The organism is Photobacterium galatheae, from assembly GCF_000695255.1.
GTDB classification, from domain to species: domain Bacteria; phylum Pseudomonadota; class Gammaproteobacteria; order Enterobacterales; family Vibrionaceae; genus Photobacterium; species Photobacterium galatheae.
On sequence record NZ_JMIB01000006.1, the window covers coordinates 19,650 to 44,462 of the forward strand.

A 24,813-nucleotide genomic window follows, 5' to 3' on the forward strand; every position below is an offset into this window, starting at 1 on the left:
TGACACCCATACTCAGATTCAGTACAGAGTACAAATTCACCGCGATACAAGGAACTAGCTTTTTGGACGATATATCCACGGGAGTCTTATTCTCCATTCTGGTATTACTACTCCTGATCTCCGGATATTTTTCCGGCTCTGAAACCGGCATGATGGCGCTCAACCGCTATAAGCTCCGCCACCTGGCCAGCCAGGGCCACCGCGGAGCCAAGCGAGTTGAAAAACTGCTCAATCGCCCGGACCGTCTGATTGGCCTGATCCTGATCGGCAACAACCTGGTCAACATTCTGGCTTCTGCTATCGCAACTATTCTGGGCATGCGCCTGTACGGCGATGTGGGTGTCGCCATTGCCACCGGTGCGCTCACCATGGCGGTACTGGTCTTTGCAGAAGTGACTCCGAAAACACTGGCCGCGTTGTATCCTGAGAAAGTTGCCTATTCCAGCAGTATTTTGCTCCAACTGTTGATGAAGTTTATGTATCCGCTGGTCTGGTTCGTCAATGGGATCACCAATGGATTCTTACGTCTGCTGGGTCTTCGTGTCGATAACATGAACGACTCCCCACTCAGCTCTGAAGAGCTGCGCACTGTGGTCAATGAAGCCGGCAGCCTGATCCCGCGTCGTCACCAGGACATGTTGCTGTCGATTCTGGATCTGGAAAACGTCAAAGTTGAAGATTTGATGGTGCCCCGGAACGAAATCGTCGGTATCAACATCAACGACGACTGGAAATCCATTGTGCGCCAGCTCAGCCACTCTGCCCATGGCCGGATTGTCCTGTACCGCGACAGTATCGATGAAGTCGTTGGGATGCTTCGGGTGCGTGAAGCTTACCGTCTGATGATGGACAAAAACGATTTCAGTAAAGAAAACCTGCTTCGTGCTGCAGATAAAGTGTACTTCATCCCAGAAGGCACGCCTCTGAATATTCAGTTGCTGAAATTCCAGCGCCGGAAAGAACGAATTGGCCTGATTGTGGATGAATACGGTGATATTCAGGGTCTGATTACGCTGGAAGATATTCTAGAAGAAATTGTCGGTGAATTTACCACCTCGATCTCCCCCACTCTGGCCGAAGAGATTACGCCTCAGAGTGACGGCAGCCTGTTAATTGAAGGTACAGCGAACATTCGTGAACTCAACAAGAGCCTGAACTGGGATCTACCAACTGACGGCCCACGAACCCTGAACGGCCTGCTACTGGAACACCTGGAAGATATTCCGGACAGCATTCTAAGCGTGTCTGTGTCGGGCTACCAGATGGAAATCGTGGAAATCTCCGACAACATGATCAAACAGGTCAAAATTCTGCCGACTCAGCTTCGCAAAACCGGCTAATCGCCCGCATAGCGTCTGTTAAGCATTAAAAAAGCCAGCATTTCAGTGCTGGCTTTTTCTTTTGCATGATCTCGACACTGAAAAACTATTTCACTTTCAGTTCCTGCAACATGCTCTCCGGTAGTGCAAGCGCTTCATTTTTATTCACGTCGATCCCACGGTCCAGAATGTCCTGTGCAATCTGTTTGGCTTCTTCTAGCGAGTGCATGCTGTATGTACCACACTGATACTCATTCAACTCTGGGATCTGCGACTGAGTCGCTACTTTCAGAACATCTTCCATCGCGGCCCGCCAGCTTTCGGCCACCGCTTGCTCATCCGGGGCACCAATCAAACTCATATAGAATCCGGTCCGGCACCCCATCGGGGACAGGTCAATAATCTCCACCTGATCAGAATTCAGATGGGCGCGCATAAAACCAGCAAAGAGATGCTCAAGAGTATGGATCCCGCGTTCAGACAGGATCTCATGATTCGGTCGGCAGAAACGCAGATCAAAGACGGTGATCGTATCACCTTTCGGTGTCTGCATGGTTTTGGCAACACGCACAGCCGGTGCGTGCATCTTGGTATGGTCAACCGTAAAACTGTCAAGTAATGGCATTGTATCCTTCCTCCTTTGCCCATCTTTCCTCTTGCTCAACCAGCCGCCGTCATTCAGAACGGCCACCAGCTGCGATTCTCTTCCAGTTCCTGCCGGCACTGCTTGAGCTGCCAGCCATAAGATTTTGCCTGTTGATCAACCTTGCGGGATACCTGTAACAAACTCGGTTTATTCCGGTAAGTCCCCCGGCTGTATCCGCCCCGTCCTTCATGATAGGCCAGATACTGGTGATACGCATCCCACTTGGAAATTCCCAGCTGACGCTGCGTTTCTGTCGTATACCAACCGATAAACATCAGCGAATCATCAAAGCTGGTACGAGAGCTCCAGCTCCCCGTCGCACGCTGATAATCTTCCCAGGCCGGATCCTGTGCCTGCGCATATCCATAAGCGCTACTACTGCGAAACCAGGGGATAAAGCCCAAAACGTAAGGGCGGGGAGGTCTGGCATCATGACGAAAAGCACTTTCCTGACGCACAAATGCCATCGCAACCTGAATCGGCGTGCCCCAGCGTTTTTCCATGGCCACGGCATCATCATACCAATCGGGATACTCCCGAAATATGTCACATAAATTGGCCTGATTTTTCGGTGGCGATGTCGCACAACCTGTTGTTATCAAAGCTAACAGTATCAGCGTCAGCCATTTTTTTTGCGCCAGAAGCATTTTTTCATTCCCTAAAGTGGAACCAAAGTGAAAATGCCAGGTCTGATACTATGACTGGCAGTGCAAACTGTCGTCATCCCTGCGAAATTGTAATTATTGATTGGGCAGCAAGGTCGCTGCCCGTTTTTTTGTTCGCCATTCACGCTTCGCGGAATGCATTGGCTTCCAAATCCGCAAAGTAATCCGCCAGAAACGACTCGAAAGACAACGCATCCGTCTGTTCAATCTGCTGCTGTTTCGCGACAGATGATGCCGCTTCCTGCTCAAACTCAGCCTGAGAATACCGACTGTAGCCCTGTGCATTCAGCCATTCAGCATGACTTGCTGCCAGCTCCAGACCGAAACGACCAATTCCCTCGTGTGCTTCAATCTGGCGCAGCACCTGTGCAGACAGAGTCAGATCGGGGTTCTCGATCCATCCGGCCAGTTTCGTCAGCGTCTGCTGATAAACATCACTACCGTAAGCCTGATCCATCACGATCGCGACCTGTTTGAGTTCAGCAAACACATGCCTCGCCCACTCAGGCAGAGTTAAGCGTTCCCCATCACAGCCAATCTGAAGCTGCAACTCAGGATCGCGGCCGCCAAGCACAACTTTTTTCCAGTTATCCCGCCAGCATGCCAGTTCAGCATCGTTCATCTCATCTGATGGCGACAGGGCCGCCCAGATCAGGAAGAGATCCAGGAAACGGACCTGATCAGCGGTAATGCCTATCGGACTAAACGGATTCACATCCAGCGAACGAACTTCAATATATTCAACACCGCCGCGGCCCAGTGCCTCTGAAGGCTTTTCACCACTTTGCGTCACCCGTTTCGGACGAATTGGCGCATAGAGTTCATTTTCAATTTGCAGGACATTGGTATTGAGCTGACGAAGTTCGCCATCCACCTTCACGCCGATTTCGGCAAACTCTTCTGAAGGGGTATGGATGGCTTGTTGCAACCCCTCTAAATACTGCTCCAGGCTATTAAAACCAATTTTGAGCGCACTCTGTGCATGGTTGGTATAACCCAGATCGCTCAGGCGCAATGCAGTCGACTGCGGCAGAAAATAGGTACCCGCCCCTGTCTTACTGAACTGAAGGTGATCCGTATCGCGCTTCAGGAAAGAGCCACAGAGCGCAGGAGAAGCGCCGAACAAATAAGGGATCAGCCAACCAAACCGGTAATAGTTTCGAATCAGCGCAAAATAGGTATCGGACACCGCCGCCTGACGTTCAAAACCACTCTGCGCACCAAACAGTTGCTCCCAGAAGCTGTCTGGAAAGGAGAAATTAAAATGAACGCCGGAAATAATTTGCATGACACTGCCATATCGGCGTTTCAGCCCTTCCCGATACAGGGTTTTCATGCGGCCGATATTCGAGCTGCCATATTGCGCCAGCTGAATGTCCGACTCGTCACCGACGTAACAAGGCATTGACATCGGCCACAGCATCTCTTCGCCCATCTGGCTATAGCTGAACTTATGAATATCAGACAATTGAGACAGAAGCTCGTCGACATTTCTCGATACCGGGGTAATAAACTCCAGCAAAGATTCTGCAAAGTCGGTCGTGATCCACTGATTGGTGAGCGCCGAACCCAGGCCTGCTGGATGGGGTTGGGGGGATAACTTGCCTTGCGGGGTGATTCTTAACGCTTCCCGTTCCAGGCCGCGCCCGATTTGTGTCAGCGCTTGCGGGTTCGCTGATACTCTCTCTAACCTTTGCGAAAAATCCATCAGGCTCTTCTCAATTCTTTCGATTACAGGGGAGCTAGGGTAATCATTATTCCTGTTGATTACCATGATTATTGTTGATCCAGCAAAGGGTTTCCTGCATCAGGATTGCAACCAAAAGAAAAGCCGGCGCATCAGGCGCCGGCTTGAATGAACAACTGAATATCACCTGAATCATCAGATCATCATGCTGCCTTTATTGCTCGGGAGTCAGCTGGTGAACAGGACGCCCCAAAGTTTTCAATTGTGACGATAATGACGCAGCATCACCAACGACGATAATCTGATAATCAGCCGGGTTAAACCACTTGCCCGCCAACTCATTCAGGCGTTGCTTGCTGATCGTGGCCGTCATTGTGTTCCGCTGAGAGACAAAGTCATCGGCCAGATCATAGGTCATAATCTGACGCAGTAAGTCTGCTTTATCACTGGGCGTTTCATAGCTCAAAGCTTCCTGCTGCCCGACAGCCAGACGCATAAAGGCCAATTCATCCTTGGTCAGACCGTCCTGACTGTATTTCTCCAGCTCTTTAAGCATTTCCTGAATCGATGGCAATGTGGCGTCAGCACGCACCTCAGCATAGAACACGGAGGAGCCCACTTCTTTGTTCCCAACCTGATAACCGCCAGCACCATAGGTATATCCCTTGTCCTCACGCAAATTCAGATTGATCCGGCTGTTGAAGTTACCCGCCAGATTAAAGTTCGCTAATTGAATCTCAAACTGCTCACCAGTGGCATCATACGGCAAACCACGGCGGACAAAGCGCACCGTACTTTGTGGGGCATCCGGTTTATCAATCAACCAAACCGCCGCTTGCGGTTGCGACTGAAGTACTGGCGTCACATACGTAGGTGCAGGTGCCCCTTGCCACTGAGACAGAAATGCCAGATCGGCTTTCAACTCAGACGGCGGGATATCTCCAACCACAGCCAATTGCGCACCGTTTGGCGTGTAATAACGCTGATAAAACGCTTTTACATCATTGAGGGTAATTCCCTGAATGGATGCCATCGTCCCTTCAGCCGGACGACCAAAAACCGTCTTACCATACAACACTTCCCGGGTCGCCTGGCTGGCCAGCCAGCTCGGGCGCTGGTGATCATAAACCAGACCTTCCAGCGCCTGTTGCTTGATTCGGGCAAAGTCATCCGCCTTGAAAGCCGGCTCCAGCAGGCGTTCCTGCAAAATTGCCAGCGTTTCTGGAAGATGTTTCTTCAGCGCAGTCACAGATACCACGGTGTCATACATCCCCGGATCAAAGGTGATCATACTGCCCAGCGTATCGAGTCGGGAGACCAGCTCTTCAGAAGAACGACGCAAACTGTCTTCCGCCATCATCGCGGCTGTCAGCTCTGCCAACCCGTTTTTTCCGGATGGCTCATAGCGACGGCCCGCAGGCAGCACCAGCTGAAGCTCGATTGTCGGCGTTTCATCGTAATCGGTCCCCAGCACTTCAATACCATTGGCCAGATTCAGGCGGTACAATTCAGGCACCTTCGCTGTCACAGGCGCTGAAGGCTGTGGCATGACAGAGCGATCGAAGCTCTCATGCTGAGGTTCACGCAAATGAAGTTCATTGTCTGCCAGATGCTGATGCTTGGAAATAATCCGCTCTGCTGGCTGATAGTTCGCTTTCGTGGCCGCCATATCTGTGCGTCCATTCGGCACCGTGCTGAGCACCACCTTCGGTTTGTTCTCAACATATCGCTGATAAGCAGCTTCGACATCCGATGGCTGAACATCACGCAGATTTTTCAGCTCAGTCCCCAGGCGGTTCGGGTTCCCGTAAAATGTCTGGTAGGCTGCCAATTGCGCCACCTTACCGTGGACACTTTGCAGGCCGAAGATGGCTGAAGCTTCCGCCATGCCCTTCATTTCATCCAAATCTTTCTGGTTAACGCCCCGCTGTGCCAGACTACTCAGTACCGTGCTGACATCATCATAGATTTGATTCAGCTTGCCCTGCTCGCCACTTTGTCCAATCGCATAGACATACAGCGTACAGGCCAGCTCGCCACAGTCATGATAGGCACCGGCGTCAACAACTTTGCCGGTTTTCACCAATGACTGATAAAGCATGCTGTTCTGGCCGCCACCAATCACTTTTGCCAGCATATCCAGTGAGGCATCATCTTTGGCGCCTTTGTAGGACGTCGGCCAGGCCATCATCAGCATCGGCTGACGAATGTTATCTTCCAGAGTCAGAAAACGATCCGCAGCCAGTGTCACAGGTTGTTTCGCCGGGTTATCAACCTTCGGACCCCGTGGGATACCCCCGAAATATTTCTGAACCCAGGCTAATGTCTCTGCTTTATCAAGCTTGCCGCCAATCGTGAGTGTTGCATTATTCGGCCCGTACCAGCGCAGGAAAAATGCTTTCAGATCGTTTACATCAACCCGATCCAGATCTTCAACATAGCCAATGGGCTGCCATGAATACGGATGTGTTCGTGGGAAAAGTGCTTCGCCAAGACGTTCATGCACCAGACCATAAGGAGAGTTTTCATAGCGCTGCGCCCGCTCGTTTTTCACCGTCGAACGCTGGATCTCAAACTTATGCTGAGACACAGCACTCAGCAGAAATCCCATCCGGTCCGATTCCAGCCACAATACTTTTTCCAGCTGATTCGAAGGCACGGTTTCAAAATAATTGGTCCGGTCACGGTTCGTCGTCCCGTTCATCGAGCCTCCCGCTTCCGTGATCAGGCGGAAATGCTCCTGATCACCGACATGCTTGGAGCCCTGAAACATCATATGCTCAAAGAAATGGGCAAAGCCAGACTTACCCAGCTGCTCTCGCGCTGAGCCAACATGGTAGGTGACATCCACATGAACCAGTGGGTCAGAATCATCCTCGTGGAGGATCACGGTCAAACCATTATCCAGCACGTACTTACTATAAGGGATCACCACATCGTTACCGGCATTCGGTACACTTTCCACAAAGTGCACCCCATCCGGCAACGATTGCGCCTGCTCGGGGGGCGTCTGACTACTGCATCCGGTCAGGACCAGCAACACAAGGCTCAGAATCCGCTTTTGCACGTTCGCCTTCCTTTTATTTAGAGTTATCAATCAAAACAGCAGCGCTAAAAACGCATACCGTGCAGCTTTACCCACCAGAATATACAAAGCACAAAGCCCGGCACGCATCCGCAGCCAGCCCGCAGCCAGACAAAGGGGATCGCCAACAATCGGCACCCAGCTCAGCAACAGAGGCCAGTACCCGTACTTTTTTATCCAACGGATAGCCTTATTATGACTCTGATTTTCTTCAGAAGTTTTATCAGGAAAGCAACGTCCCAAATAAAAACTCACCATCCCACCAACGGTATTGCCTGCGGTCACGACAGCAACCAGTAACCAGACCGGATATGACGACTGTGTGAGTGCAGCCAACAGACCCGCTTCCGAGCCACCCGGCAATAAAGTCGCACTGAAAAGCCCGGTGAAAAACAGCCCCCACAGTAAGGCTTCTCCGGACCAGCTGAATACCATATTTTAACCTTGCATCATCAGGACAACCTTACCTCGCGTCCGCCCTGTTTCAATCTGCCGATGAGCATCCGCCCCTCTGGACAATGGGAATTGTGCTGCAATATGAATCTTCAGCTCCCCGTTTGCCAACATCGCCAGCATCTGTTCGTTCTGCGCCACCGATGGTGACACCAGCATCCCCTGCGCATGCAGACCAGCGACTTTTGCAGAAGCATTGACCGCTTCTGCTGTAATCGTGGGTACTGTGACAACACGTCCACCGGGTTTCACACAGGCGAGCGCTGCAATCCCCACCTCACCACCGACCAGATCGATCAAAACATCAACAGGCTGGATCTGCGTCTTCAAATCGCCGGCCTGATAATCCACCGCCTCTGCCCCCAGAGAAGCAACAAACGCCAGATTTTCCGCCGAGCAGGTTGCCAGCACATTCGCTCCTTTCGCATGCGCCAGCTGCACGGCCAGATGGCCCACACCACCGGCCCCGGCCAGAATGAGCACCCGATCTTTCGGCCTCACCGAAGCTTTCTCCAGCGCTTGCCAGGCCGTTTGTCCGGCTAAAGGCAAGGCCGCAGCCTGCTCAAGAGTCACGACGTCCGGCACTTCACTCAGGCAGTGAGCGTCAACGACAATCTGCTCACTGTAAGCACCACCGTCCAGCGGAAAACCGATAAATCCGCACACCCGTTGCCCGACAGTCCACTGGGTCACATCCTCGCCAACCGCCAGAACCGTCCCAGCAATATCATAGCCGGGAACCCAAGGCAGTTTGTCTTTGTTCTGTTGTGCTGCCCAGCCCAGACCGGCACGGGTCTTCGCATCAATCGGATTGACCCCGGCATACGCAACCGCCACGAGCACCTGGCTGCCTTGCGGGGCAGAACTTGTGGCAGACTGCAATTGAAGGCAGTTGGCATCACCGAATGCCGAGATGGCAAGCTGTTGACATGTCATGTGTGATTTTCCTTCTGATCTGTTGGAATTCCTTAACGCCAGCCAAAACTACCGCTTTCTGTTCGGAAATACCAGCCTCACAGCCTAGGTCAATCAGAGGGGGAAGGAAAATACAGCATATAAAAAAACCCGGTACAGGACCGGGTTTTGAAAGGTGGCGCGTCCGGGAGGATTCGAACCTCCGACCGCCTGGTTCGTAGCCAGGTACTCTATCCAGCTGAGCTACGGACGCGCAGATTGTTCGTGATGGGATCACGGTACGAAATGATGGCGCGCTCGGGAGGATTCGAACCTCCGACCGCCTGGTTCGTAGCCAGGTACTCTATCCAGCTGAGCTACGAGCGCGCAGAATCAGTTTTTGAAGTAGCAATCCATTGATACTTGGAAATAATGGCGCGTCCGGGAGGATTCGAACCTCCGACCGCCTGGTTCGTAGCCAGGTACTCTATCCAGCTGAGCTACGGACGCGCAGGCTTCGTGATGGGATCACGGTACAGAATGATGGCGCGCTCGGGAGGATTCGAACCTCCGACCGCCTGGTTCGTAGCCAGGTACTCTATCCAGCTGAGCTACGAGCGCGCAGAATCAGTTTTTGAAGTAGCAGTCCATTGATACTTGGTCAATATGGCGCGTCCGGGAGGATTCGAACCTCCGACCGCCTGGTTCGTAGCCAGGTACTCTATCCAGCTGAGCTACGGACGCGCAGGCATTTCACACAATATCTAAAGGGACTCTAGCTATTGGGATGAATGGCGGTGAAGGAGGGATTCGAACCCTCGATACGGGATAAACCGTATACTCCCTTAGCAGGGGAGCGCCTTCAGCCTCTCGGCCACCTCACCACACAAATAATGGCGCGCTCGGGAGGATTCGAACCTCCGACCGCCTGGTTCGTAGCCAGGTACTCTATCCAGCTGAGCTACGAGCGCGCAGAATCTTGTGTTTCTACAATGCGTTGCATTGTTGTCAAATTATGGCGCGTCCGGGAGGATTCGAACCTCCGACCGCCTGGTTCGTAGCCAGGTACTCTATCCAGCTGAGCTACGGACGCGCAATTGCAAGTTTCACTTCTTCGAAAAGAAATGGCGGTGAAGGAGGGATTCGAACCCTCGATACGGGATAAACCGTATACTCCCTTAGCAGGGGAGCGCCTTCAGCCTCTCGGCCACCTCACCGTCTTGCGGTCGCTCATATTACTGTCAGGCAAAAATAAGTCAAACACTTTATTGAGAAAAAGTACCTTTCCGCCCTTGGCTGGACACTTAATCGCCAAACCGCTAACAAAAACAACCTAAGCGGTACAACCGCCTCTATTTTCTGACCAAACTCAGCTGGTCGACGAAAACAAAAAAGGCCAGCATTTATGCCGACCTCTTTATAAAACAGGAATTAGTAGTTACCCGAGCCTTGTGTTCCGGTATCTTTCTCTGCCTGTATACGCATGTAAATTTCTTCACGGTGAACAGACACTTCTTTCGGCGCATTAACACCGATGCGAACCTGATTTCCTTTCACACCAAGTACGGTTACAGTTACTTCGTCACCGATCATCAGCGTCTCACCTACACGACGAGTCAAAATTAGCATTCGATTGCTCCTTGAGTAATCTTACTTTTAATTAGTTTAAACAAGGCCATTATTCATTCAACAATGTCCTTCGGGTTCATGGTCACTGCTCAAGAAACAGCGAGAAGTGGGCGATTATCCAGACTTTGACAATCAACCACAAACATTTTCTGCATCAGGCATACAGCTCAGATCCATCTTGAATCACTGTATATGACCACCTGCCCGAGCATCCACTGTCAGGTTCAACGACTCAATTGCCTGTAATTGTAGCACTTTCTTCATCATTGATGTCGACTGGAGCACAGCCGACATCAAACACTTCAGTGCGAGCAACCGGAATCAGAGACGTTCACTCAACCAAGGAGACACACTATCCAGAGCGGCTGGTAATGCGCCAGCATCTGTACCGCCAGCCTGAGCCATATCAGGACGACCGCCGCCCTTTCCGCCAACCTGCTGAGCCACCATATTGATCAGCTCGCCGGCTTTCACTTTGGCTGTCATATCTTTGGTCACACCAGCAATCAGGCCAACTTTACCATCGCTGACATTCCCCAGTACGACGACACCGCTTCCCAGCTTGTTTTTCAGCTCGTCAACCATACCACGGAGTGCTTTGTTATCTGCACCGTCAAGCTTCGCAATCAAGACCTTAGTCCCATTGATATCTTGTACCTGATTGATCAGACCAGCACTTTCCTGAGCCGCCAGTTTGTCTTTCAGTTGCTGAATTTCTTTTTCCAGCTGTCTGTTCTGCGCAACCAACGCGCTGACTTTACTGGTCACAGACGCTGAGTCAGCCTTCAACAGGCTGGCAGTTTCTGCCAGTTGGTTGTCCTGTGCATGCAGTGCAGCAATGGCACCTTCACCAGTCACCGCTTCAATACGGCGAATTCCGGCAGCAATGCCCCCTTCAGAGACAATCTTGAACAGACCAATGTCACCCGTCTGACGTGCGTGAATACCGCCGCACAGCTCAGTTGAAAAATCGCCCATGCTCAGAACACGGACTTCATCGTCATACTTCTCACCAAACAGCGCCATTGCGCCTTTGGATTTCGCCGCTTCGATATCCATGATGTTGGTTTCAATCACATGGTTCAGGCGGATCTGCTCGTTGACAATACGCTCGATCTTGCGCAGTTGCTCCGGTTTCACCGACTCCAGGTGTGAAAAGTCAAAACGCAGGCCGTCTGGTTTCACCAGTGAACCTTTCTGAGCCACATGCTCACCCAGTTCCTGACGCAATGCCGCATGCAGCAGGTGAGTTGCGGAGTGGTTCAGGCTAATCGCGGCGCGACGCGCTACATCAACCACAGCATTCAGGCTGTCACCGACAGACAGGCTGCCTTCATTCAGGGTTCCCTGATGACCAATGGCATCACCGAACTTCTGAGTATCTTCAACCTTAAACATCACACCGTTGCCAGACAGGACACCGGTATCGCCACACTGACCGCCTGATTCCGCATAGAAAGGCGTATGATCCAGAATGACCAGTGCTTTCTCCCCGGCAGTAATCGCATCAACCGCTTCACCATCGCGGAACAGCGCAACCACCTTGCCTTCACCCTGTGTGCCTTCATAGCCACAGAACTCTGTTTCCGCATCAACTTTGACGCTGTCGTTATAATCCACACCGAACTGACCGGCTTCGCGCGCACGCTGACGCTGTGCTTCCATCGCATTGTTGAACCCTTCTTCATCAATGCTGAAACCGCGCTCACGAGCAACGTCGTTCGTCAAATCAGCCGGGAAACCGTAAGTATCATACAGTTTGAATACAGTCTCACCGTCCAGCACTTTGCCATCCAGTGTTTCCAGGGCTTCGTTCAGAATCGCCATACCACGATCCAGGGTACGGCCGAAGTTCTCTTCTTCAATCTTCAGAACTTTCTCAACCATGGCCTGCTGTTGTTTCAGTGCTTCGCCCGCACTGCCCATCACTTCAGCCAGCGGACCAACCAATTTATAGAAGAAAGCACCTTTCGCACCCAGTTTGTTCCCATGACGTACCGCCCGGCGAATAATCCGGCGCAGCACATAGCCTCGGCCTTCGTTGGACGGCATCACACCATCAACAATCAGATACGCACAGGAACGGATATGGTCTGCAACCACGCGCAGTGACTGGTTCGACAAGTCGTCATAACCAATCACAGATGCCGCCTCTTTGATCAGTGTCTGGAAGATATCAATTTCGTAGTTCGAGTGGACGTTCTGCATGATGGCAGCCAGACGCTCAATCCCCATACCGGTATCGACAGATGGCTTCGGCAGCGGCTCCATGTTGCCATCGGCATGACGGTTGAACTGCATGAACACGATGTTCCAGATCTCAATGAAACGATCGCCATCTTCTTCCGGAGAACCTGGAGGACCACCCCAGATGTGATCACCATGATCGTAAAAAATCTCAGTACACGGACCACAAGGACCGGTGTCACCCATTTGCCAGAAGTTATCCGATTCAAAGGCTTTGCCACCTTGTTTATCACCGATACGGATAATTCGGTCTTCAGGCAGACCAATCACTTTATGCCAGATATCGAATGCTTCATCATCCGTCTGGTAAACAGTCACCAGCAGACGCTCTTTCGGCAGTTTCAGCACATCGGTCAGGAACGCCCAGCCAAACTGAATCGCATCTTCCTTGAAATAATCACCAAAACTGAAGTTACCCAGCATTTCAAAGAACGTGTGGTGACGGGCTGTAAAACCGACATTTTCCAGGTCGTTGTGTTTACCGCCAGCACGTACACAGCGCTGTGCCGTGGTCGCTCGGGTGTAGCTACGCTTTTCCAGACCCAGAAAAGTATCTTTAAACTGGTTCATCCCCGCATTCGTGAACAGCAGGGTCGGGTCATTGGCTGGAACCAGTGACGAACTCTCGACGATCTGGTGGCCTTTGCTTTCAAAAAACGTAAGAAACGCACGGCGAATCTCATCAGTGCTCATGTACATTTGAAAATCCTGAATAATGCTGTGTTAATCACTCTGCCTGCAACTGTGATTCAGTTGTCTGCGGCGAGGCTGTGAAGCCAGTCCGCAAGCAGGTTTAATCAGACTAAGATAAAAGGTTTGCCGACTATTATAAAACAACGCGGGTTTGACAGGAAATGTTCTGTTAACACATTAGAAAAATCGGTCTTAATATTCATCGTCAACCGACAATGCATAACGGATTTGATCAAAGTCGAAACCACGGGACTGCATAAAACGTAAACGGCGTGCTTTCTCTTTCGGTGTTTCCATCGGAGCATCACCAAATTTTCGCTGAGCAACACTTTTGGCCTGTTCGTACCAGTCGACGTCTGCTTCATCTAATGCTTGTCGGATACACAGCTCATGGACGCCCTTCATTTTCATTTCCTGCTGAATCCGCAGCTTGCCCCAGCCTTTAGCCAGCCCAGACCGTATCGCCATGGCGGCATAACGCGCATCATCGAGCCAGTTATAATCCTGGCAGTAGGCAATGGCCTCACTGACTTCCGGGTCACTGTAGCCTCGCTGTTTCAGCTTTCGCTGCAACTCTCGTTCAGCATGATCCCGACGCGACAGATAACCAACCGCCGCTTCTTTCGCTGATATTTTGGGAGCCTGTCTCCTCACGGGTACCCTCAACTCACTTCTTGGTTCCGCATATTTGCTCCAAAAACAACGGGCACTGACTTTGGTGTGCCCACCGCCGTACAGCGCCCGTTGCTTCAAGCTTATTTGTGCTCTGATTCCGGAACACAAATGTTCGCAGTTATCTCATACTCAGATTAAAAAGCATCGTCCTGCTGTGCTTCAAACTTTTCGGCCTCAGCACCGGTCAGCTCACCTTCTTCATCAGAAAGATTCGCCGGGCTCAACAGCTGCTCACGCAATTGCTTTTCAATGGTCTGAGCAACTTCCGAATTCTCAGCCAGATATTTACAAGCATTCGCTTTACCCTGACCAATCTTGTCACCCTGATAGCTGTACCAAGCACCGGCTTTTTCGATCAGTTTCTGTTTCACACCCAGGTCAATCAGCTCACCATTGCGGTTGAAGCCCTGTCCGTACAGAATCTGTGTCTCCGCTTGCTTGAATGGCGCAGCCACTTTGTTCTTCACGACTTTGATGCGGGTTTCGTTCCCCACCACTTCGTCGCCTTCTTTAATGGCACCGGTCCGGCGAATATCCAGACGCACAGAGGCGTAGAATTTCAGAGCGTTACCACCTGTGGTGGTTTCCGGGTTCCCGAACATCACACCGATCTTCATCCGGATCTGGTTGATGAAGATACACATACAGTTCGACTGCTTCAGGTTACCGGTCAGCTTACGCATCGCCTGAGACAGCATCCGCGCTTGCAGACCCATGTGAGAGTCACCCATTTCGCCTTCGATTTCAGCTTTCGGCGTCAGTGCAGCCACGGAGTCGACAACAATCAGATCAACGGCACCGGAACGGGCCAGCGCATCACAGATTTCCAGTGCCTGCTCACCGGTATCCGGCTGAGACACCAGCAGCTCGTCAATGTTTACGCCCAGTTTCTTCGCATAAATCGGATCCAGCGCGTGCTCGGCATCAATGAAAGCACAGGTTTTTCCTTTACGCTGTGCCGCAGCAATCGTTTCCAGTGTCAGCGTTGTTTTACCTGAAGATTCCGGCCCGTAAATTTCAACAATACGACCCATTGGCAGGCCGCCAGCGCCCAGTGCGATATCCAGTGACAAAGAACCGGTTGAGATGGTTTCAATATCCATCGTACGGTTGTCACCCAGCTTCATGATGGAACCTTTACCGAACTGCTTTTCAATCTGACCCAGGGCAGCGGCAAGAGCCTTCTGTTTGTTATCGTCCATTCGACTCTCCAACGGATGCTAATTCATTCAATCAAAGTTGTGTTTAGTATACTGTCTATTCATACAGTGTCTAGCACTGGATGGCATTTTTTTCCGCGCCCGGTTATCGGCCGAACCAGATTGTGATCTTCACTGCATCTGGTTCAGACGATCCAAAATTCCTTGCAGCGCCCGCGCGACAGCCTGCTCACGCACGCTCTGTCGGTCACCGCGAAAACAACAGGTTTCCAGTAACAGCCACCCCGTTGTATCCGCCCAAGCAAAACAGACCGTCCCAACCGGTTTGTCCGGCGTGCCGCCATCCGGACCAGCAATCCCACTGATAGCAACACTGATCTGCCCGCGCGAATGAATTAAGGCACCTTGCGCCATTTCTTTCACGACTGGCTCACTCACAGCGCCATATTCGGTCAGCGTCTCTGCCCGCACGCCCAACATATCTTGCTTGGCTTCATTGCTGTAGGTGACGAAAGCACAATCGAACCAGCCTGAACTTCCCGCAATCTCAGTGATGGCTGCAGAGACACCGCCACCGGTGCAGGATTCCGCAGTCACCGCTCGCCATTGCCGGGCTTTCAGAGCCTGCCCAACCTGTCTTGCTAAAGATATCGCTGTCATCTGCTTTCCTCCGTGCGCAGTCAATCCCGCCACCTTACTCGGTTGTCCCATGGGCATCAAGCCATAGAAATTCGCCGGATCCCCCTTTGCCCAAAAGCGCCTTTCACGTATCCTAGGCAGCCTGATTTTTCTCGGTTTGAAGCGGGCAACAGCGTGACAGTACAAGGTTTAGAAAAACACACCCCCATGATGCAGCAATACTTACGGATCAAGGCAGAAAACCCTGATGTATTGCTGTTTTACCGGATGGGAGATTTCTACGAGCTCTTCTTTGACGATGCCAAGCAAGCCTCTCAACTGCTCGATATTTCGCTGACGAAACGCGGCGCCAGCAATGGCCAGCCGATTCCAATGGCCGGCGTGCCTTACCACGCTGTAGAAACCTATCTGGCCAAGCTGGTCCAGTTAGGCGTGTCGGTCGCAATCTGCGAGCAGATCGGTGATCCGGCCACCAGCAAAGGCCCGGTGGAACGGCAGGTGGTCCGTATTGTCACGCCCGGTACTGTCAGTGACGAAGCGCTACTGCATGAACGCCGCGATAACCTGATTGCCGCGATTTTCTGTCAGAACGGTCGCTTCGGCTATGCCACACTGGATATCACCTCCGGCCGTTTCATGCTGACAGAACCGGAAACTGAAGAAGCGATGCAGGCTGAGCTGCAACGCACCAGCCCGGTCGAATTACTGTATCCGGAAGATTTCCCGCTGCCCGGCCTCTTCAGCCATCTGAAAGGCACACGCCGCCGTCCGGTCTGGGAATTTGAGCTGGAAACGGCCCGCCAGCAGCTAACTCTGCAATTCGGTACCCGTGATCTGGTGGGTTTCGGAGTCGAACAGGCTGAGTTCGGTCTGTGTGCCGCAGGCTGTCTGCTCCAGTATGTCAAAGACACCCAGCGCACGGCTTTGCCGCATATCCGTGCCATTACCCGGGACAGTCAGGATGAATCCGTCGTCCTGGATGCCGCGACCCGCCGGAATCTGGAACTGACCCAAAATCTGGCCGGCGGCACCGACAACACGCTGGCCTCAGTCCTGGATCATACCGCCACACCCATGGGCAGCCGCCTGCTCAAACGCTGGCTGCATCAGCCGGTTCGCAATCGCCAGCAACTGAACCACAGGTTAGACGCCATCGGCAATCTGAAAGACAGTGGCATGTTTGCCGATCTGGCAGATGTCCTGCGTCATATGGGCGATCTGGAACGTATTCTGGCCCGGTTAGCCCTCCGCTCAGCTCGCCCAAGAGATCTGGCCCGGATGCGAACAGCACTTCAGCACCTGCCGCAACTGGCTGATCTGCTGACCGAACTCAACAGTGCCCACATACGCCAGCTGGCCGAATACAGTCAGCCAATGGATGAACTGTGCTCGCTGCTTGAAAGGGCGATTATTGAAAATCCGCCTGTGGTGATCCGCGATGGCGGCGTGCTGGCCCCCGGCTACAATGCCGAACTGGATGAATGGCGGGATCTGGCTGATGGTGCGACGAAATTCCTCGAGGAACTGGAAGCCAGCGAACGCGAACGACATGATATCGACAGTCTGAAAGTCGGGTTCAATCAGGTTCATGGCTTCTATATTCAGATCAGCCGCGGCCAGAGCCATAAAGTGCCAAGCCATTATGTACGCCGCCAGACCCTGAAAAACGCCGAACGTTACATCATCCCGGAGCTGAAAGCGCACGAAGACAAGGTCCTGAATTCCAAATCCAAAGCGCTGGCGCTGGAGAAAAAGCTGTGGGAGGAACTGTTCGATCTGTTGCTGCCGAATCTGGCACAGTTACAGCAGACCGCAGCAGCACTATCTGAACTGGACGTCCTGGCCAATCTTGCGGAGCGTGCCGACACGCTGAACTACTGCCGCCCGCATTTAACAGACCAAGCAGGCGTGGAAATCAATGCCGGCCGTCACCCTGTCGTCGAGCAGGTACTGGATGATCCATTCATTGCCAACCCAATTTCGCTGCATCAGGATCGACGGATGCTAATCATTACCGGTCCGAACATGGGCGGTAAATCCACCTACATGCGCCAGACCGCACTCATTGCACTGCTGGCACACGTCGGTTCTTACGTCCCGGCAGATGCTGCGACGATTGGCCCACTGGATCGAATTTTCACCCGAATTGGGGCCTCTGATGATCTGGCCTCCGGTCGTTCGACCTTCATGGTGGAAATGACCGAGACTGCGAATATCCTGCACAATGCAACAGAAAACAGCCTGGTCCTGATGGATGAAATCGGCCGTGGCACCAGTACTTACGATGGTTTATCACTGGCCTGGGCCAGCGCTGAATGGCTGGCCGAAAAGATTGCCGCCATGACGCTGTTCGCAACGCACTATTTCGAACTGACAGAACTGCCTTCGTTGCTCCCGGGACTGGCAAATGTTCATCTGGATGCCATTGAGCATGGCGATGAAATCGCTTTCATGCACGCGGTGCAGGAAGGGGCGGCCAGCAAGTCTTTCGGTTTAGCCGTCGCCAGCCTGGCCGGAGTTCCGAAATCCGTGATTAAACGCGCCAAACAAAAGCTGCAACAACTGGAAGCCAGTGGCCACCAGCAGGCAATTGAGCAACCAAGCCAGCAAAGCTCAGATAATCAGCAGCTGTCACTGATTCCGGAGCCGAGTGAAGTCGAAGAAGCGCTGACACGTCTGAATCCGGACGAACTGACGCCACGTCAGGCGCTGGATGAGTTATATCGCCTGAAAGCACTGCTGTAATTCAGCTCCTTTCAGATCAAAAAAGGACGCATCTGCGTCCTTTTTGTTTTCTTTGTAACCCGACTGAATATCAAGGCAATGCGCTCAGCAAAGCGAGCGCGCTTAATTACATTTCCTGATTGAACAGCGACTCAATATTCAGCCCCTGATGGGTCAGCATGTCGCGCAGACGACGCAGCCCTTCCACCTGAATCTGACGCACTCGTTCACGGGTTAGACCAATTTCGCGACCAACATCTTCCAGCGTTGAAGCTTCATAGCCCAGCAGACCAAAACGGCGGGCCAGCACTTCACGTTGTTTCGGATTCAGTTCCTGTAACCAGGTGACAATCGATGTTTTCATATCATCGTCCTGGGTTGAGGTTTCTGGCCCGCCACAGCGTTCATCCGGAATAATATCCAGCAGTGCTTTTTCTGAATCACCACCAATTGGGTTATCTACCGAACCGACACGTTCATTCAGACGCAGCATCCGGTTCACATCATCAACAGACTTATCAAGCTGCAAAGCGATATCTTCGGCAGTTGGTTCATGATCCAGCTTTTGGGCCAGCTCACGAGCAGTCCGCAAGTAGACGTTCAGCTCTTTCACGACATGAATCGGCAGGCGAATCGTACGGGTTTGGTTCATGATGGCCCGCTCTATCGTCTGACGGATCCACCAGGTTGCGTACGTTGAAAAGCGGAATCCCCGCTCCGGATCGAATTTTTCGACCGCCCGAATCAGGCCAAGATTCCCCTCTTCAACCAGATCCAGTAATGCCAGACCACGGTTACTGTAACGACGAGAAATCTTCACCACCAAACGGAGGTTACTTTCAATCATGCGCTTGCGGGCCACCTCGTCACCACGCAAGGCACGGCGGGCGTAAAGGACTTCTTCCTCGGCGGTTAAAAGTGGGGAAAAACCGATTTCGCCAAGATAAAGCTGAGTCGCATCCAGTGCTTTCTGAGTGACCGTATACGACGTGATATCCAGCTCATCGTCAGCGTCTTCAATCTCTGATTTAGCGGAGATATTAGCTTCCTGCTCTTCGACATCGATCTCCATGTCATCATCAAACTCATCATAGTTTTCGATATCAGTAGCTGCATTACTTCTGCTCATAGCGCCTCCCAGATAGCATCTCACAAATCCGGTGCATCACGCTCGAGCAGTCTGTCAGTCTGGCAGGTACCTGAGCGGATTCACTGACTTGCCTTTGTAACGGATCTCAAAGTGCAGCCGGACACTGTTCGTTCCCGAGCTGCCCATCGCGGCAATTTTTTGCCCCGCGGTCACCGTATCTTGCTCCCTGACGAGTACCCGGTCATTGTGCGCATAAGCGCTGAGGTAATCGTCGTTGTGTTTGATAATGACAAGGTTGCCATAGCCCCGTAATGCATTCCCGGCATAGACGACTTTTCCGGCAGCGGTGGCTTTCACATCCTGGCCCCTGTGGCCAGCGATATCAATGCCTTTATTGCCGTTTTCCTTGTCAGAGAAACGAGCAATCACTCTTCCTTTCGTCGGCCATACCCAACTGTCAACCTTGTCAGCACCAGACTTTGACGTCTGGCCCGAATTGTCCTTAGAACGGGCCTGGGTTGTAACAACTTTGTTACTTTTTGAATCTTGAGAGTACTCTTTTGTGGAAGGACGATCAACATCTTTCTTGACGCTTTTTTGTGCGATTTTAGTCGTAGATGTCGCCGATTTTGATGGTGCTGTCGTCGGTTTGGCCGCTGGCTTAAGGACTGGCTTAGCCACAGGCTTTCTGGCTGGTGTTGATTTTACAGGCGGTTTGATCACCGGCGCCGGAACCGAGGTCGCCGCGGTTGCAGGTACAGCGGTTGCTGCAACTACTGGACCGACCACAACGGTGGGCTGATAGGGCACAGCCTCGCGCTTAGGCGGTTTCGGTGGTGAAGATGGTTTCTTGACGATTGGCTGGGATGGCTGAACCGCAACCTTCTGACCAAACTGAGGCGGCACATACTTGGGCTTCCATAAGAACAATTTCTGGCCAGGATAAATCGTATAGGGCGGCGCCAACTGATTAATCGCAATCAGCTCGTTCACATCACGCCCCGACAGATAAGCAATGAAGTACAGTGTGTCCCCACGCTGTACTTCGTAGAAACTGCCGCGATAGCTGCCAGCTTCCGTGTTGTTATAATTGGCACCAGGCGGCGGATAAGTTGCACAAGCAGACAGCAGCAAGCCCGCTGTCAACACAACTGAGAGTCTGCGCTTCTTTCTGCTCATGCCACTCATCTGCTATGCCAGCTCCCCTGCAACCAAGGGAACAAAACGAACAGGAATAATATCATCCGTGACAAACTGGCCATGCATAAAGCGAATACGTTTCAACACCTGATAATCATCGCCCACAGGAATGACCAGACGGCCGCCTTCAGCCAACTGTCCGAGCAATGCTGTCGGCACCGTTTCGGCTGCCGCTGTGACGATAATCGCGTCAAAAGGTCCTTTGCTGGCCCAGCCGAGCCAGCCGTCACCATGCTTGGTCGAGATGTTATGCAAGTCCAACTGCTTGAAACGGCGTTTTGCCTGCCATTGCAGCGTTTTAATCCGCTCGACCGAATAAACACGTTCGACCATGTGCGACAAAATGGCCGTCTGGTAACCTGAACCAGTCCCGATCTCCAGCACTCGGGAACCAGGTGCCAGCTCCAGCAGTTCCGTCATTCTGGCGACGATATAAGGCTGTGAAATAGTCTGCCCACTGCCAATCGGCAGAGCATTATTTTCATAAGCTTTGTGCGACAGGGCCTCGTCAATAAAATGCTCTCGGGGAACCCTATCCATGACTTGCAGCACTTTTCGGTCAGCAATTCCCTGCTGACGCAAATATTCCATCAGGCTATGGCGTTGTTCCGCATAGCGCATTATCCGTTGTTCTCCACTTGTTTCATCCATTGTGCCAGATCATCCAGCACATCATGCGCGGTCAGATCGACCTGAAGCGGTGTAATTGACACTTGCTTACGCTCAATGGCGTAAAAATCTGTCCCCGGGCCAGCATCCTGACAACTTCCCGGCGGGCCGAGCCAGTAGATGGTTTTGCCCCGAGGATCGGTATCTTTCACCATTTTTTCCGAGCGGTGTCGCGCACCTAAACGGGTCACTTGCCACTCACCCAGCTCAGACAATGGGACGTCAGGCACGTTAATATTCAAAATTTTATTACTGGGCAATGGCTGCATTTTGAGCCGCCCGATCATTTCCTTGACCACCTGCGCAGCCGTCGCAAAATGTTCACGACCAACAAGGGAGACAGCAATCGCAGGAACCCCCAGAAAATGACCTTCTGTAGCAGCGGCGACCGTACCTGAGTAGAGGACATCATCTCCCAGGTTTGCACCATGATTAATCCCCGCCACCACGATATCCGGCTTTTCGCTCAACCATTCATTCAGCGCGAAATGCACACAGTCGGTCGGCGTGCCTTCGACAGAGACTCTTCGAATGCCTTCTTCACGGACGCGTAAAGGTGTTTCCAGTGTCAGTGAGTTCGATGCCCCACTGCGGTTCCGATCAGGCGCTACCACATAGACCTCACCCAGCTCTTTCAGGGTATCGGCCAGTATATTGATTCCTTCAGCAAAGATACCATCATCGTTACTGATCAAAATTCGCATCTCTGCCATCCTTCTGCTCTGGCTCATCGATCAGCTCCCGCAATACGGCTGTTGCAAAACAACCTGCCGGCAAAGAAAACTGAACCACGAGCGAATTTTCTTCCAGTTGCCAATGCATTTCTGACGGGCGCAACATCAGCGGACGACGTTCGTGTCGCATCCGGTTATCCCGGATCAGCTTCAGCAGCAGCGGCTCCTGTTCAATGACTTGTATTTCAAACGCCGCCACTTCTCCCAGGCTCGGCAATGCGTTGTCACCCATCATCGGCGCGGTAATCAACAAGCTACCGGTATCAACCTGTGCCTGCAATTCTGTGGTCACCTCTGTAACCACATCCCAACCATCTTGATTCGCTGCCTGAACACAGTCACCCACCTGAAGCTGGCTGGATTGGCCTTGGGCAATCCGCTGGGACAGCACCTGATTGAACAGCCAGGAACGGGCCGCTGAAAGATAAAAACTGCGCTTGCTCTTGTCTCGGACACGAAATTCGTCATTGCCCCAGGCACGGGCTTTCACCACATTGTTCCCGTCATGGCCAAAGCGCTGAGCACCAAAATAATTCGGGACACCCTGTTGCTGAATGTTCTCCAGGCGCGATACCAGATCCTGAGGTTGCGTTAACTCAGTCAGACGCAGCTCAAAATGGTTTCCAGCCAAATCACCCGGACGCAGTTTCTTATCATGACGGTCGGTCGCGAGTACCTCGACACCCGGATGTTCCACAACAAACTGAGCCAAATCCGGATCCGGTTTACCCGGAAGATGCACACTCAGCCACTGTTCGGTCACGGCATGACGGTCTTTCAGACCTGCCCAGCTGACATCTCTGGATTTCACGCCACAGGCTTTTGCCAGCTCATTGACCACATACTTGGTGTTTTCTCCGGTTTTTCGGATCTTCACCATGAAGTGTTCACCACTCCCGATAAAGTCAAAACCCAGTTGCTCTTTTACAATAAAATCTTCCGGGCGGACTTTGCTCCGTCCCTGACAGACAGGCTTGCCATGCAGCCAGCTCAGGCTGTCCATATCAATTGTCATAATGTTACCGTTCAACAGAAAGTCACTGCGTTACAGAGAACGCAGCAGAACGACCGCTTCGCAGGCAATGCCTTCTTTGCGACCTGTAAAGCCCAAACGCTCAGAAGTCGTGGCCTTTACATTAATATTATCGACTGTTGTTTCCAGATCGTCGGCAATACGCTGGCACATCTCATCAATATAAGGTGCCATTTTCGGTGCCTGGGCAATAATGGTGACATCCAGATTCCCAAGACAGTAGCCTTTCGCCTTCACTTTGGAATACACATCGCGAAGCAGCATCCGGCTGTCCGCGCCAGCCCACTCCGCATCGGTATCCGGAAAGTGGCGGCCGATATCACCAGCACCAATCGCTCCCAACAACGCATCACACACAGCATGCAGGGCAACATCGCCATCAGAGTGGGCAATCAGGCCATATTCATAAGGCACTGCGACCCCACCTATGATCACTGGGCCTTCGCCGCCAAATTTATGTACGTCAAAACCGTGTCCAATTCGCATTACGCCTGCTCCTTTCGTCTTTGCTGCAGGTAAAATTCGGCCAGCGCCAGATCTTCTGGCTGTGTGACTTTCAGGTTATCAGCCCGGCCCGGAACCAGCGTCGGCGCATAACCACAATATTCCAATGCCGAGGCTTCATCCGTGATCACGGCTCCCTCAGCAAGAGATTTCGTCATCGCATCACGCAAAACACCCACCAGAAACATCTGCGGTGTCAGTGCGTGCCAGAGATCGGTCCGATCAACCGTCGAGGCTATCGCCTGTTGCCCATTGCCCCGTTTCATCGTATCGCGCACTGGTGCCGCCAGAATCGCACCATCGCGGCTTTGTTTGGCCTGATCAATCAATCGGGTAATATCATCCTGATGCAGACAGGGGCGTGCGGCATCATGCACTAACACCCAGTCTTCATCAGCCAGTGCAGCCAGACCAGCAAACACAGAGTCTGCACGCTCAGCACCGCCTTGTACGACCACCACTTCCGGGCGACCTGACAGTGGCAGTTGGTTAAAATAGGGATCGCTGTCACTGATAGCGATCACAACCCGGCCAATCGCGGGATGCTGCAACAGGCAGTCCACCGTATGTTCTAAAATCGTTTTGCCTGCGATTGTCAGATACTGCTTAGGGCGGTCAGCTTTCATACGGCTACCGACACCGGCGGCAGGAACGACGGCAGTTAAGGTTTGAGTCATGATTGGTCTTACTGCAAAAATAACGTCAGAGTGAGCCCCTAGGGCGTATTGTCACCCACGATGCGGAAAAAAGTTTCTCCGGGCTTGATCATGCCCAATTCATGCCGTGCGCGTTCTTCCACGGCTTCCAGTCCTTGATGTAAATCATTGATTTCTGCATACATCTGCTGGTTTCTTTGTGCCAGCTCCGCATTGGCTTTTTGCTGTAACGCCACGTTTTCTGTCAGCGCCATGTAATCAGACATGCCATTCTTGCCAAGCCAGAATTCATACTGCAGCCAAGCGAAGACCAACAGCAGCATTACACAGAATACACGCATGTAAGCCTCATTCTAGGTTGATTCATTCAAACCGGCGGGCCAGATTTTCAGCCCCGGGAAAGGTAATAAT

The 24,813-nt window shown here is 52.3% G+C and carries 21 protein-coding genes and 9 tRNA genes; 2 read left to right on the top strand and 28 right to left on the bottom strand.

Annotation, left to right across the window (positions count from 1 at the left end; translation table 11 throughout):
* Positions 1-62 precede the first annotated feature (62 nt).
* Positions 63-1,340 (top strand): CNNM domain-containing protein, encoded by a 1,278-nt coding sequence (locus EA58_RS03995; RefSeq protein WP_036749265.1) that lies wholly within the window; start codon positions 63-65, stop codon positions 1,338-1,340.
* Positions 1,341-1,425: 85 nt separating this feature from the next.
* On the opposite strand, the gene luxS is transcribed toward EA58_RS03995, so the two are convergent.
* The 20 genes from luxS to pncC form a co-directional block, all read right to left on the bottom strand.
* The gene (gene luxS / locus EA58_RS04000) at positions 1,426-1,944 is read right to left on the bottom strand and encodes an S-ribosylhomocysteine lyase (protein ID WP_036749268.1); all 519 of its coding nucleotides are present in this window, start codon (positions 1,942-1,944) and stop codon (positions 1,426-1,428) included.
* A gap of 53 nt (positions 1,945-1,997) precedes the next feature.
* Positions 1,998-2,612, bottom strand: a complete 615-nt coding sequence (locus tag EA58_RS04005; protein ID WP_200872155.1) for a transglycosylase SLT domain-containing protein — start codon at positions 2,610-2,612, stop codon at positions 1,998-2,000.
* Positions 2,613-2,751: 139 nt separating this feature from the next.
* On the bottom strand, positions 2,752-4,341 hold the full coding sequence (gene gshA, locus EA58_RS04010) for a glutamate--cysteine ligase (protein ID WP_200872156.1): 1,590 nt from the start codon (positions 4,339-4,341) through the stop codon (positions 2,752-2,754).
* A gap of 190 nt (positions 4,342-4,531) precedes the next feature.
* Positions 4,532-7,384, bottom strand: coding sequence for a M16 family metallopeptidase (locus EA58_RS04015; protein ID WP_036749274.1), 2,853 nt, complete (start codon positions 7,382-7,384; stop codon positions 4,532-4,534).
* Positions 7,385-7,414: 30 nt separating this feature from the next.
* On the bottom strand, positions 7,415-7,837 hold the full coding sequence (locus tag EA58_RS21520) for a YqaA family protein (protein WP_036749277.1): 423 nt from the start codon (positions 7,835-7,837) through the stop codon (positions 7,415-7,417).
* Between the two features lie 3 nt (positions 7,838-7,840).
* A complete protein-coding gene (locus EA58_RS04025; RefSeq protein ID WP_036749280.1) occupies positions 7,841-8,791 on the bottom strand; it encodes an NADP-dependent oxidoreductase in 951 nt (316 codons plus the stop codon).
* Positions 8,792-8,946: 155 nt separating this feature from the next.
* Positions 8,947-9,023: transfer RNA gene (locus EA58_RS04030), tRNA-Arg, on the bottom strand.
* A gap of 36 nt (positions 9,024-9,059) precedes the next feature.
* Positions 9,060-9,136 (bottom strand) — tRNA-Arg (locus tag EA58_RS04035).
* Between the two features lie 46 nt (positions 9,137-9,182).
* Positions 9,183-9,259, bottom strand: a tRNA-Arg gene (locus EA58_RS04040).
* A 34-nt stretch (positions 9,260-9,293) separates the two neighbouring features.
* Positions 9,294-9,370, bottom strand: a tRNA-Arg gene (locus EA58_RS04045).
* A gap of 46 nt (positions 9,371-9,416) precedes the next feature.
* Positions 9,417-9,493, bottom strand: a tRNA-Arg gene (locus EA58_RS04050).
* A gap of 48 nt (positions 9,494-9,541) precedes the next feature.
* Positions 9,542-9,633 (bottom strand) — tRNA-Ser (locus tag EA58_RS04055).
* A 10-nt stretch (positions 9,634-9,643) separates the two neighbouring features.
* Positions 9,644-9,720 (bottom strand) — tRNA-Arg (locus EA58_RS04060).
* 45 nt (positions 9,721-9,765) lie between these two features.
* Positions 9,766-9,842 (bottom strand) — tRNA-Arg (locus EA58_RS04065).
* A 32-nt stretch (positions 9,843-9,874) separates the two neighbouring features.
* Positions 9,875-9,966: transfer RNA gene (locus tag EA58_RS04070), tRNA-Ser, on the bottom strand.
* Positions 9,967-10,180: 214 nt separating this feature from the next.
* Complete coding sequence (gene csrA / locus EA58_RS04075; protein WP_027253546.1) at positions 10,181-10,378, bottom strand: carbon storage regulator CsrA; 198 nt, start codon at positions 10,376-10,378, stop codon at positions 10,181-10,183.
* A gap of 321 nt (positions 10,379-10,699) precedes the next feature.
* On the bottom strand, positions 10,700-13,324 hold the full coding sequence (gene alaS, locus EA58_RS04080) for an alanine--tRNA ligase (protein WP_036749287.1): 2,625 nt from the start codon (positions 13,322-13,324) through the stop codon (positions 10,700-10,702).
* Positions 13,325-13,510: 186 nt separating this feature from the next.
* On the bottom strand, positions 13,511-13,972 hold the full coding sequence (recX, locus tag EA58_RS04085) for a recombination regulator RecX (protein WP_036749289.1): 462 nt from the start codon (positions 13,970-13,972) through the stop codon (positions 13,511-13,513).
* A 155-nt stretch (positions 13,973-14,127) separates the two neighbouring features.
* Positions 14,128-15,195, bottom strand: coding sequence for a recombinase RecA (gene recA / locus EA58_RS04090; protein ID WP_036749291.1), 1,068 nt, complete (start codon positions 15,193-15,195; stop codon positions 14,128-14,130).
* A 129-nt stretch (positions 15,196-15,324) separates the two neighbouring features.
* Entirely contained in the window at positions 15,325-15,813 is a 489-nt protein-coding gene (gene pncC / locus EA58_RS04095) for a nicotinamide-nucleotide amidase (RefSeq protein ID WP_036749294.1), read from the bottom strand.
* A gap of 186 nt (positions 15,814-15,999) precedes the next feature.
* Here pncC and mutS point away from each other — a divergent pair, with 186 nt between their 5' ends.
* A complete protein-coding gene (gene mutS / locus EA58_RS04100; RefSeq protein ID WP_284694932.1) occupies positions 16,000-18,537 on the top strand; it encodes a DNA mismatch repair protein MutS in 2,538 nt (845 codons plus the stop codon).
* A 106-nt stretch (positions 18,538-18,643) separates the two neighbouring features.
* On the opposite strand, the gene rpoS is transcribed toward mutS, so the two are convergent.
* The 8 genes from rpoS to ftsB are packed head-to-tail and all read right to left on the bottom strand — an operon-like array spanning position 18,644 to position 24,743.
* Positions 18,644-19,645, bottom strand: coding sequence for an RNA polymerase sigma factor RpoS (rpoS, locus tag EA58_RS04105; RefSeq protein ID WP_036749300.1), 1,002 nt, complete (start codon positions 19,643-19,645; stop codon positions 18,644-18,646).
* Positions 19,646-19,699: 54 nt separating this feature from the next.
* Entirely contained in the window at positions 19,700-20,785 is a 1,086-nt protein-coding gene (locus EA58_RS04110; RefSeq protein ID WP_412177934.1) for a peptidoglycan DD-metalloendopeptidase family protein, read from the bottom strand.
* Between the two features lie 12 nt (positions 20,786-20,797).
* Entirely contained in the window at positions 20,798-21,427 is a 630-nt protein-coding gene (locus EA58_RS04115; protein WP_036749306.1) for a protein-L-isoaspartate(D-aspartate) O-methyltransferase, read from the bottom strand.
* Positions 21,427-22,179 carry a 5'/3'-nucleotidase SurE gene (gene surE, locus EA58_RS04120; RefSeq protein ID WP_036749309.1) on the bottom strand — a complete coding sequence of 251 codons (753 nt, stop codon included), beginning with the start codon at positions 22,177-22,179 and terminating at the stop codon, positions 21,427-21,429. The genes EA58_RS04115 and surE overlap by 1 nt, the downstream gene beginning before the upstream one ends.
* On the bottom strand, positions 22,160-23,224 hold the full coding sequence (gene truD / locus EA58_RS04125; protein ID WP_036749312.1) for a tRNA pseudouridine(13) synthase TruD: 1,065 nt from the start codon (positions 23,222-23,224) through the stop codon (positions 22,160-22,162). The genes surE and truD overlap by 20 nt, the downstream gene beginning before the upstream one ends.
* A 30-nt stretch (positions 23,225-23,254) precedes the next feature.
* Positions 23,255-23,728, bottom strand: a complete 474-nt coding sequence (gene ispF, locus EA58_RS04130) for a 2-C-methyl-D-erythritol 2,4-cyclodiphosphate synthase (RefSeq protein ID WP_036749315.1) — start codon at positions 23,726-23,728, stop codon at positions 23,255-23,257.
* Positions 23,728-24,423, bottom strand: coding sequence for a 2-C-methyl-D-erythritol 4-phosphate cytidylyltransferase (gene ispD / locus EA58_RS04135; protein WP_036749318.1), 696 nt, complete (start codon positions 24,421-24,423; stop codon positions 23,728-23,730). The genes ispF and ispD overlap by 1 nt, the downstream gene beginning before the upstream one ends.
* Before the next feature lie 38 nt (positions 24,424-24,461).
* On the bottom strand, positions 24,462-24,743 hold the full coding sequence (ftsB, locus tag EA58_RS04140; protein ID WP_036749320.1) for a cell division protein FtsB: 282 nt from the start codon (positions 24,741-24,743) through the stop codon (positions 24,462-24,464).
* Between the last annotated feature and the right edge of the window lie 70 nt (positions 24,744-24,813).

Coding starts and splice junctions, on each gene's coding strand:
- ispD (WP_036749318.1), bottom strand. CDS start 24,423: ATGACTCAAACCTTAACTGCCGTCGTTCCTGCCGCCGGTGTCGGTAGC.
- rpoS (WP_036749300.1), bottom strand. CDS start 19,645: ATGAGCAGAAGTAATGCAGCTACTGATATCGAAAACTATGATGAGTTT.
- ispF (WP_036749315.1), bottom strand. CDS start 23,728: ATGCGAATTGGACACGGTTTTGACGTACATAAATTTGGCGGCGAAGGC.
- ftsB (WP_036749320.1), bottom strand. CDS start 24,743: ATGCGTGTATTCTGTGTAATGCTGCTGTTGGTCTTCGCTTGGCTGCAG.
- EA58_RS04025 (WP_036749280.1), bottom strand. CDS start 8,791: ATGACATGTCAACAGCTTGCCATCTCGGCATTCGGTGATGCCAACTGC.
- EA58_RS04110 (WP_412177934.1), bottom strand. CDS start 20,785: ATGAGCAGAAAGAAGCGCAGACTCTCAGTTGTGTTGACAGCGGGCTTG.
- surE (WP_036749309.1), bottom strand. CDS start 22,179: ATGCGAATTTTGATCAGTAACGATGATGGTATCTTTGCTGAAGGAATC.
- mutS (WP_284694932.1), top strand. CDS start 16,000: ATGATGCAGCAATACTTACGGATCAAGGCAGAAAACCCTGATGTATTG.
- EA58_RS04115 (WP_036749306.1), bottom strand. CDS start 21,427: ATGCGCTATGCGGAACAACGCCATAGCCTGATGGAATATTTGCGTCAG.
- luxS (WP_036749268.1), bottom strand. CDS start 1,944: ATGCCATTACTTGACAGTTTTACGGTTGACCATACCAAGATGCACGCA.
- alaS (WP_036749287.1), bottom strand. CDS start 13,324: ATGTACATGAGCACTGATGAGATTCGCCGTGCGTTTCTTACGTTTTTT.
- pncC (WP_036749294.1), bottom strand. CDS start 15,813: ATGACAGCGATATCTTTAGCAAGACAGGTTGGGCAGGCTCTGAAAGCC.
- recA (WP_036749291.1), bottom strand. CDS start 15,195: ATGGACGATAACAAACAGAAGGCTCTTGCCGCTGCCCTGGGTCAGATT.
- EA58_RS04005 (WP_200872155.1), bottom strand. CDS start 2,612: ATGCTTCTGGCGCAAAAAAAATGGCTGACGCTGATACTGTTAGCTTTG.
- csrA (WP_027253546.1), bottom strand. CDS start 10,378: ATGCTAATTTTGACTCGTCGTGTAGGTGAGACGCTGATGATCGGTGAC.
- truD (WP_036749312.1), bottom strand. CDS start 23,224: ATGACAATTGATATGGACAGCCTGAGCTGGCTGCATGGCAAGCCTGTC.
- EA58_RS21520 (WP_036749277.1), bottom strand. CDS start 7,837: ATGGTATTCAGCTGGTCCGGAGAAGCCTTACTGTGGGGGCTGTTTTTC.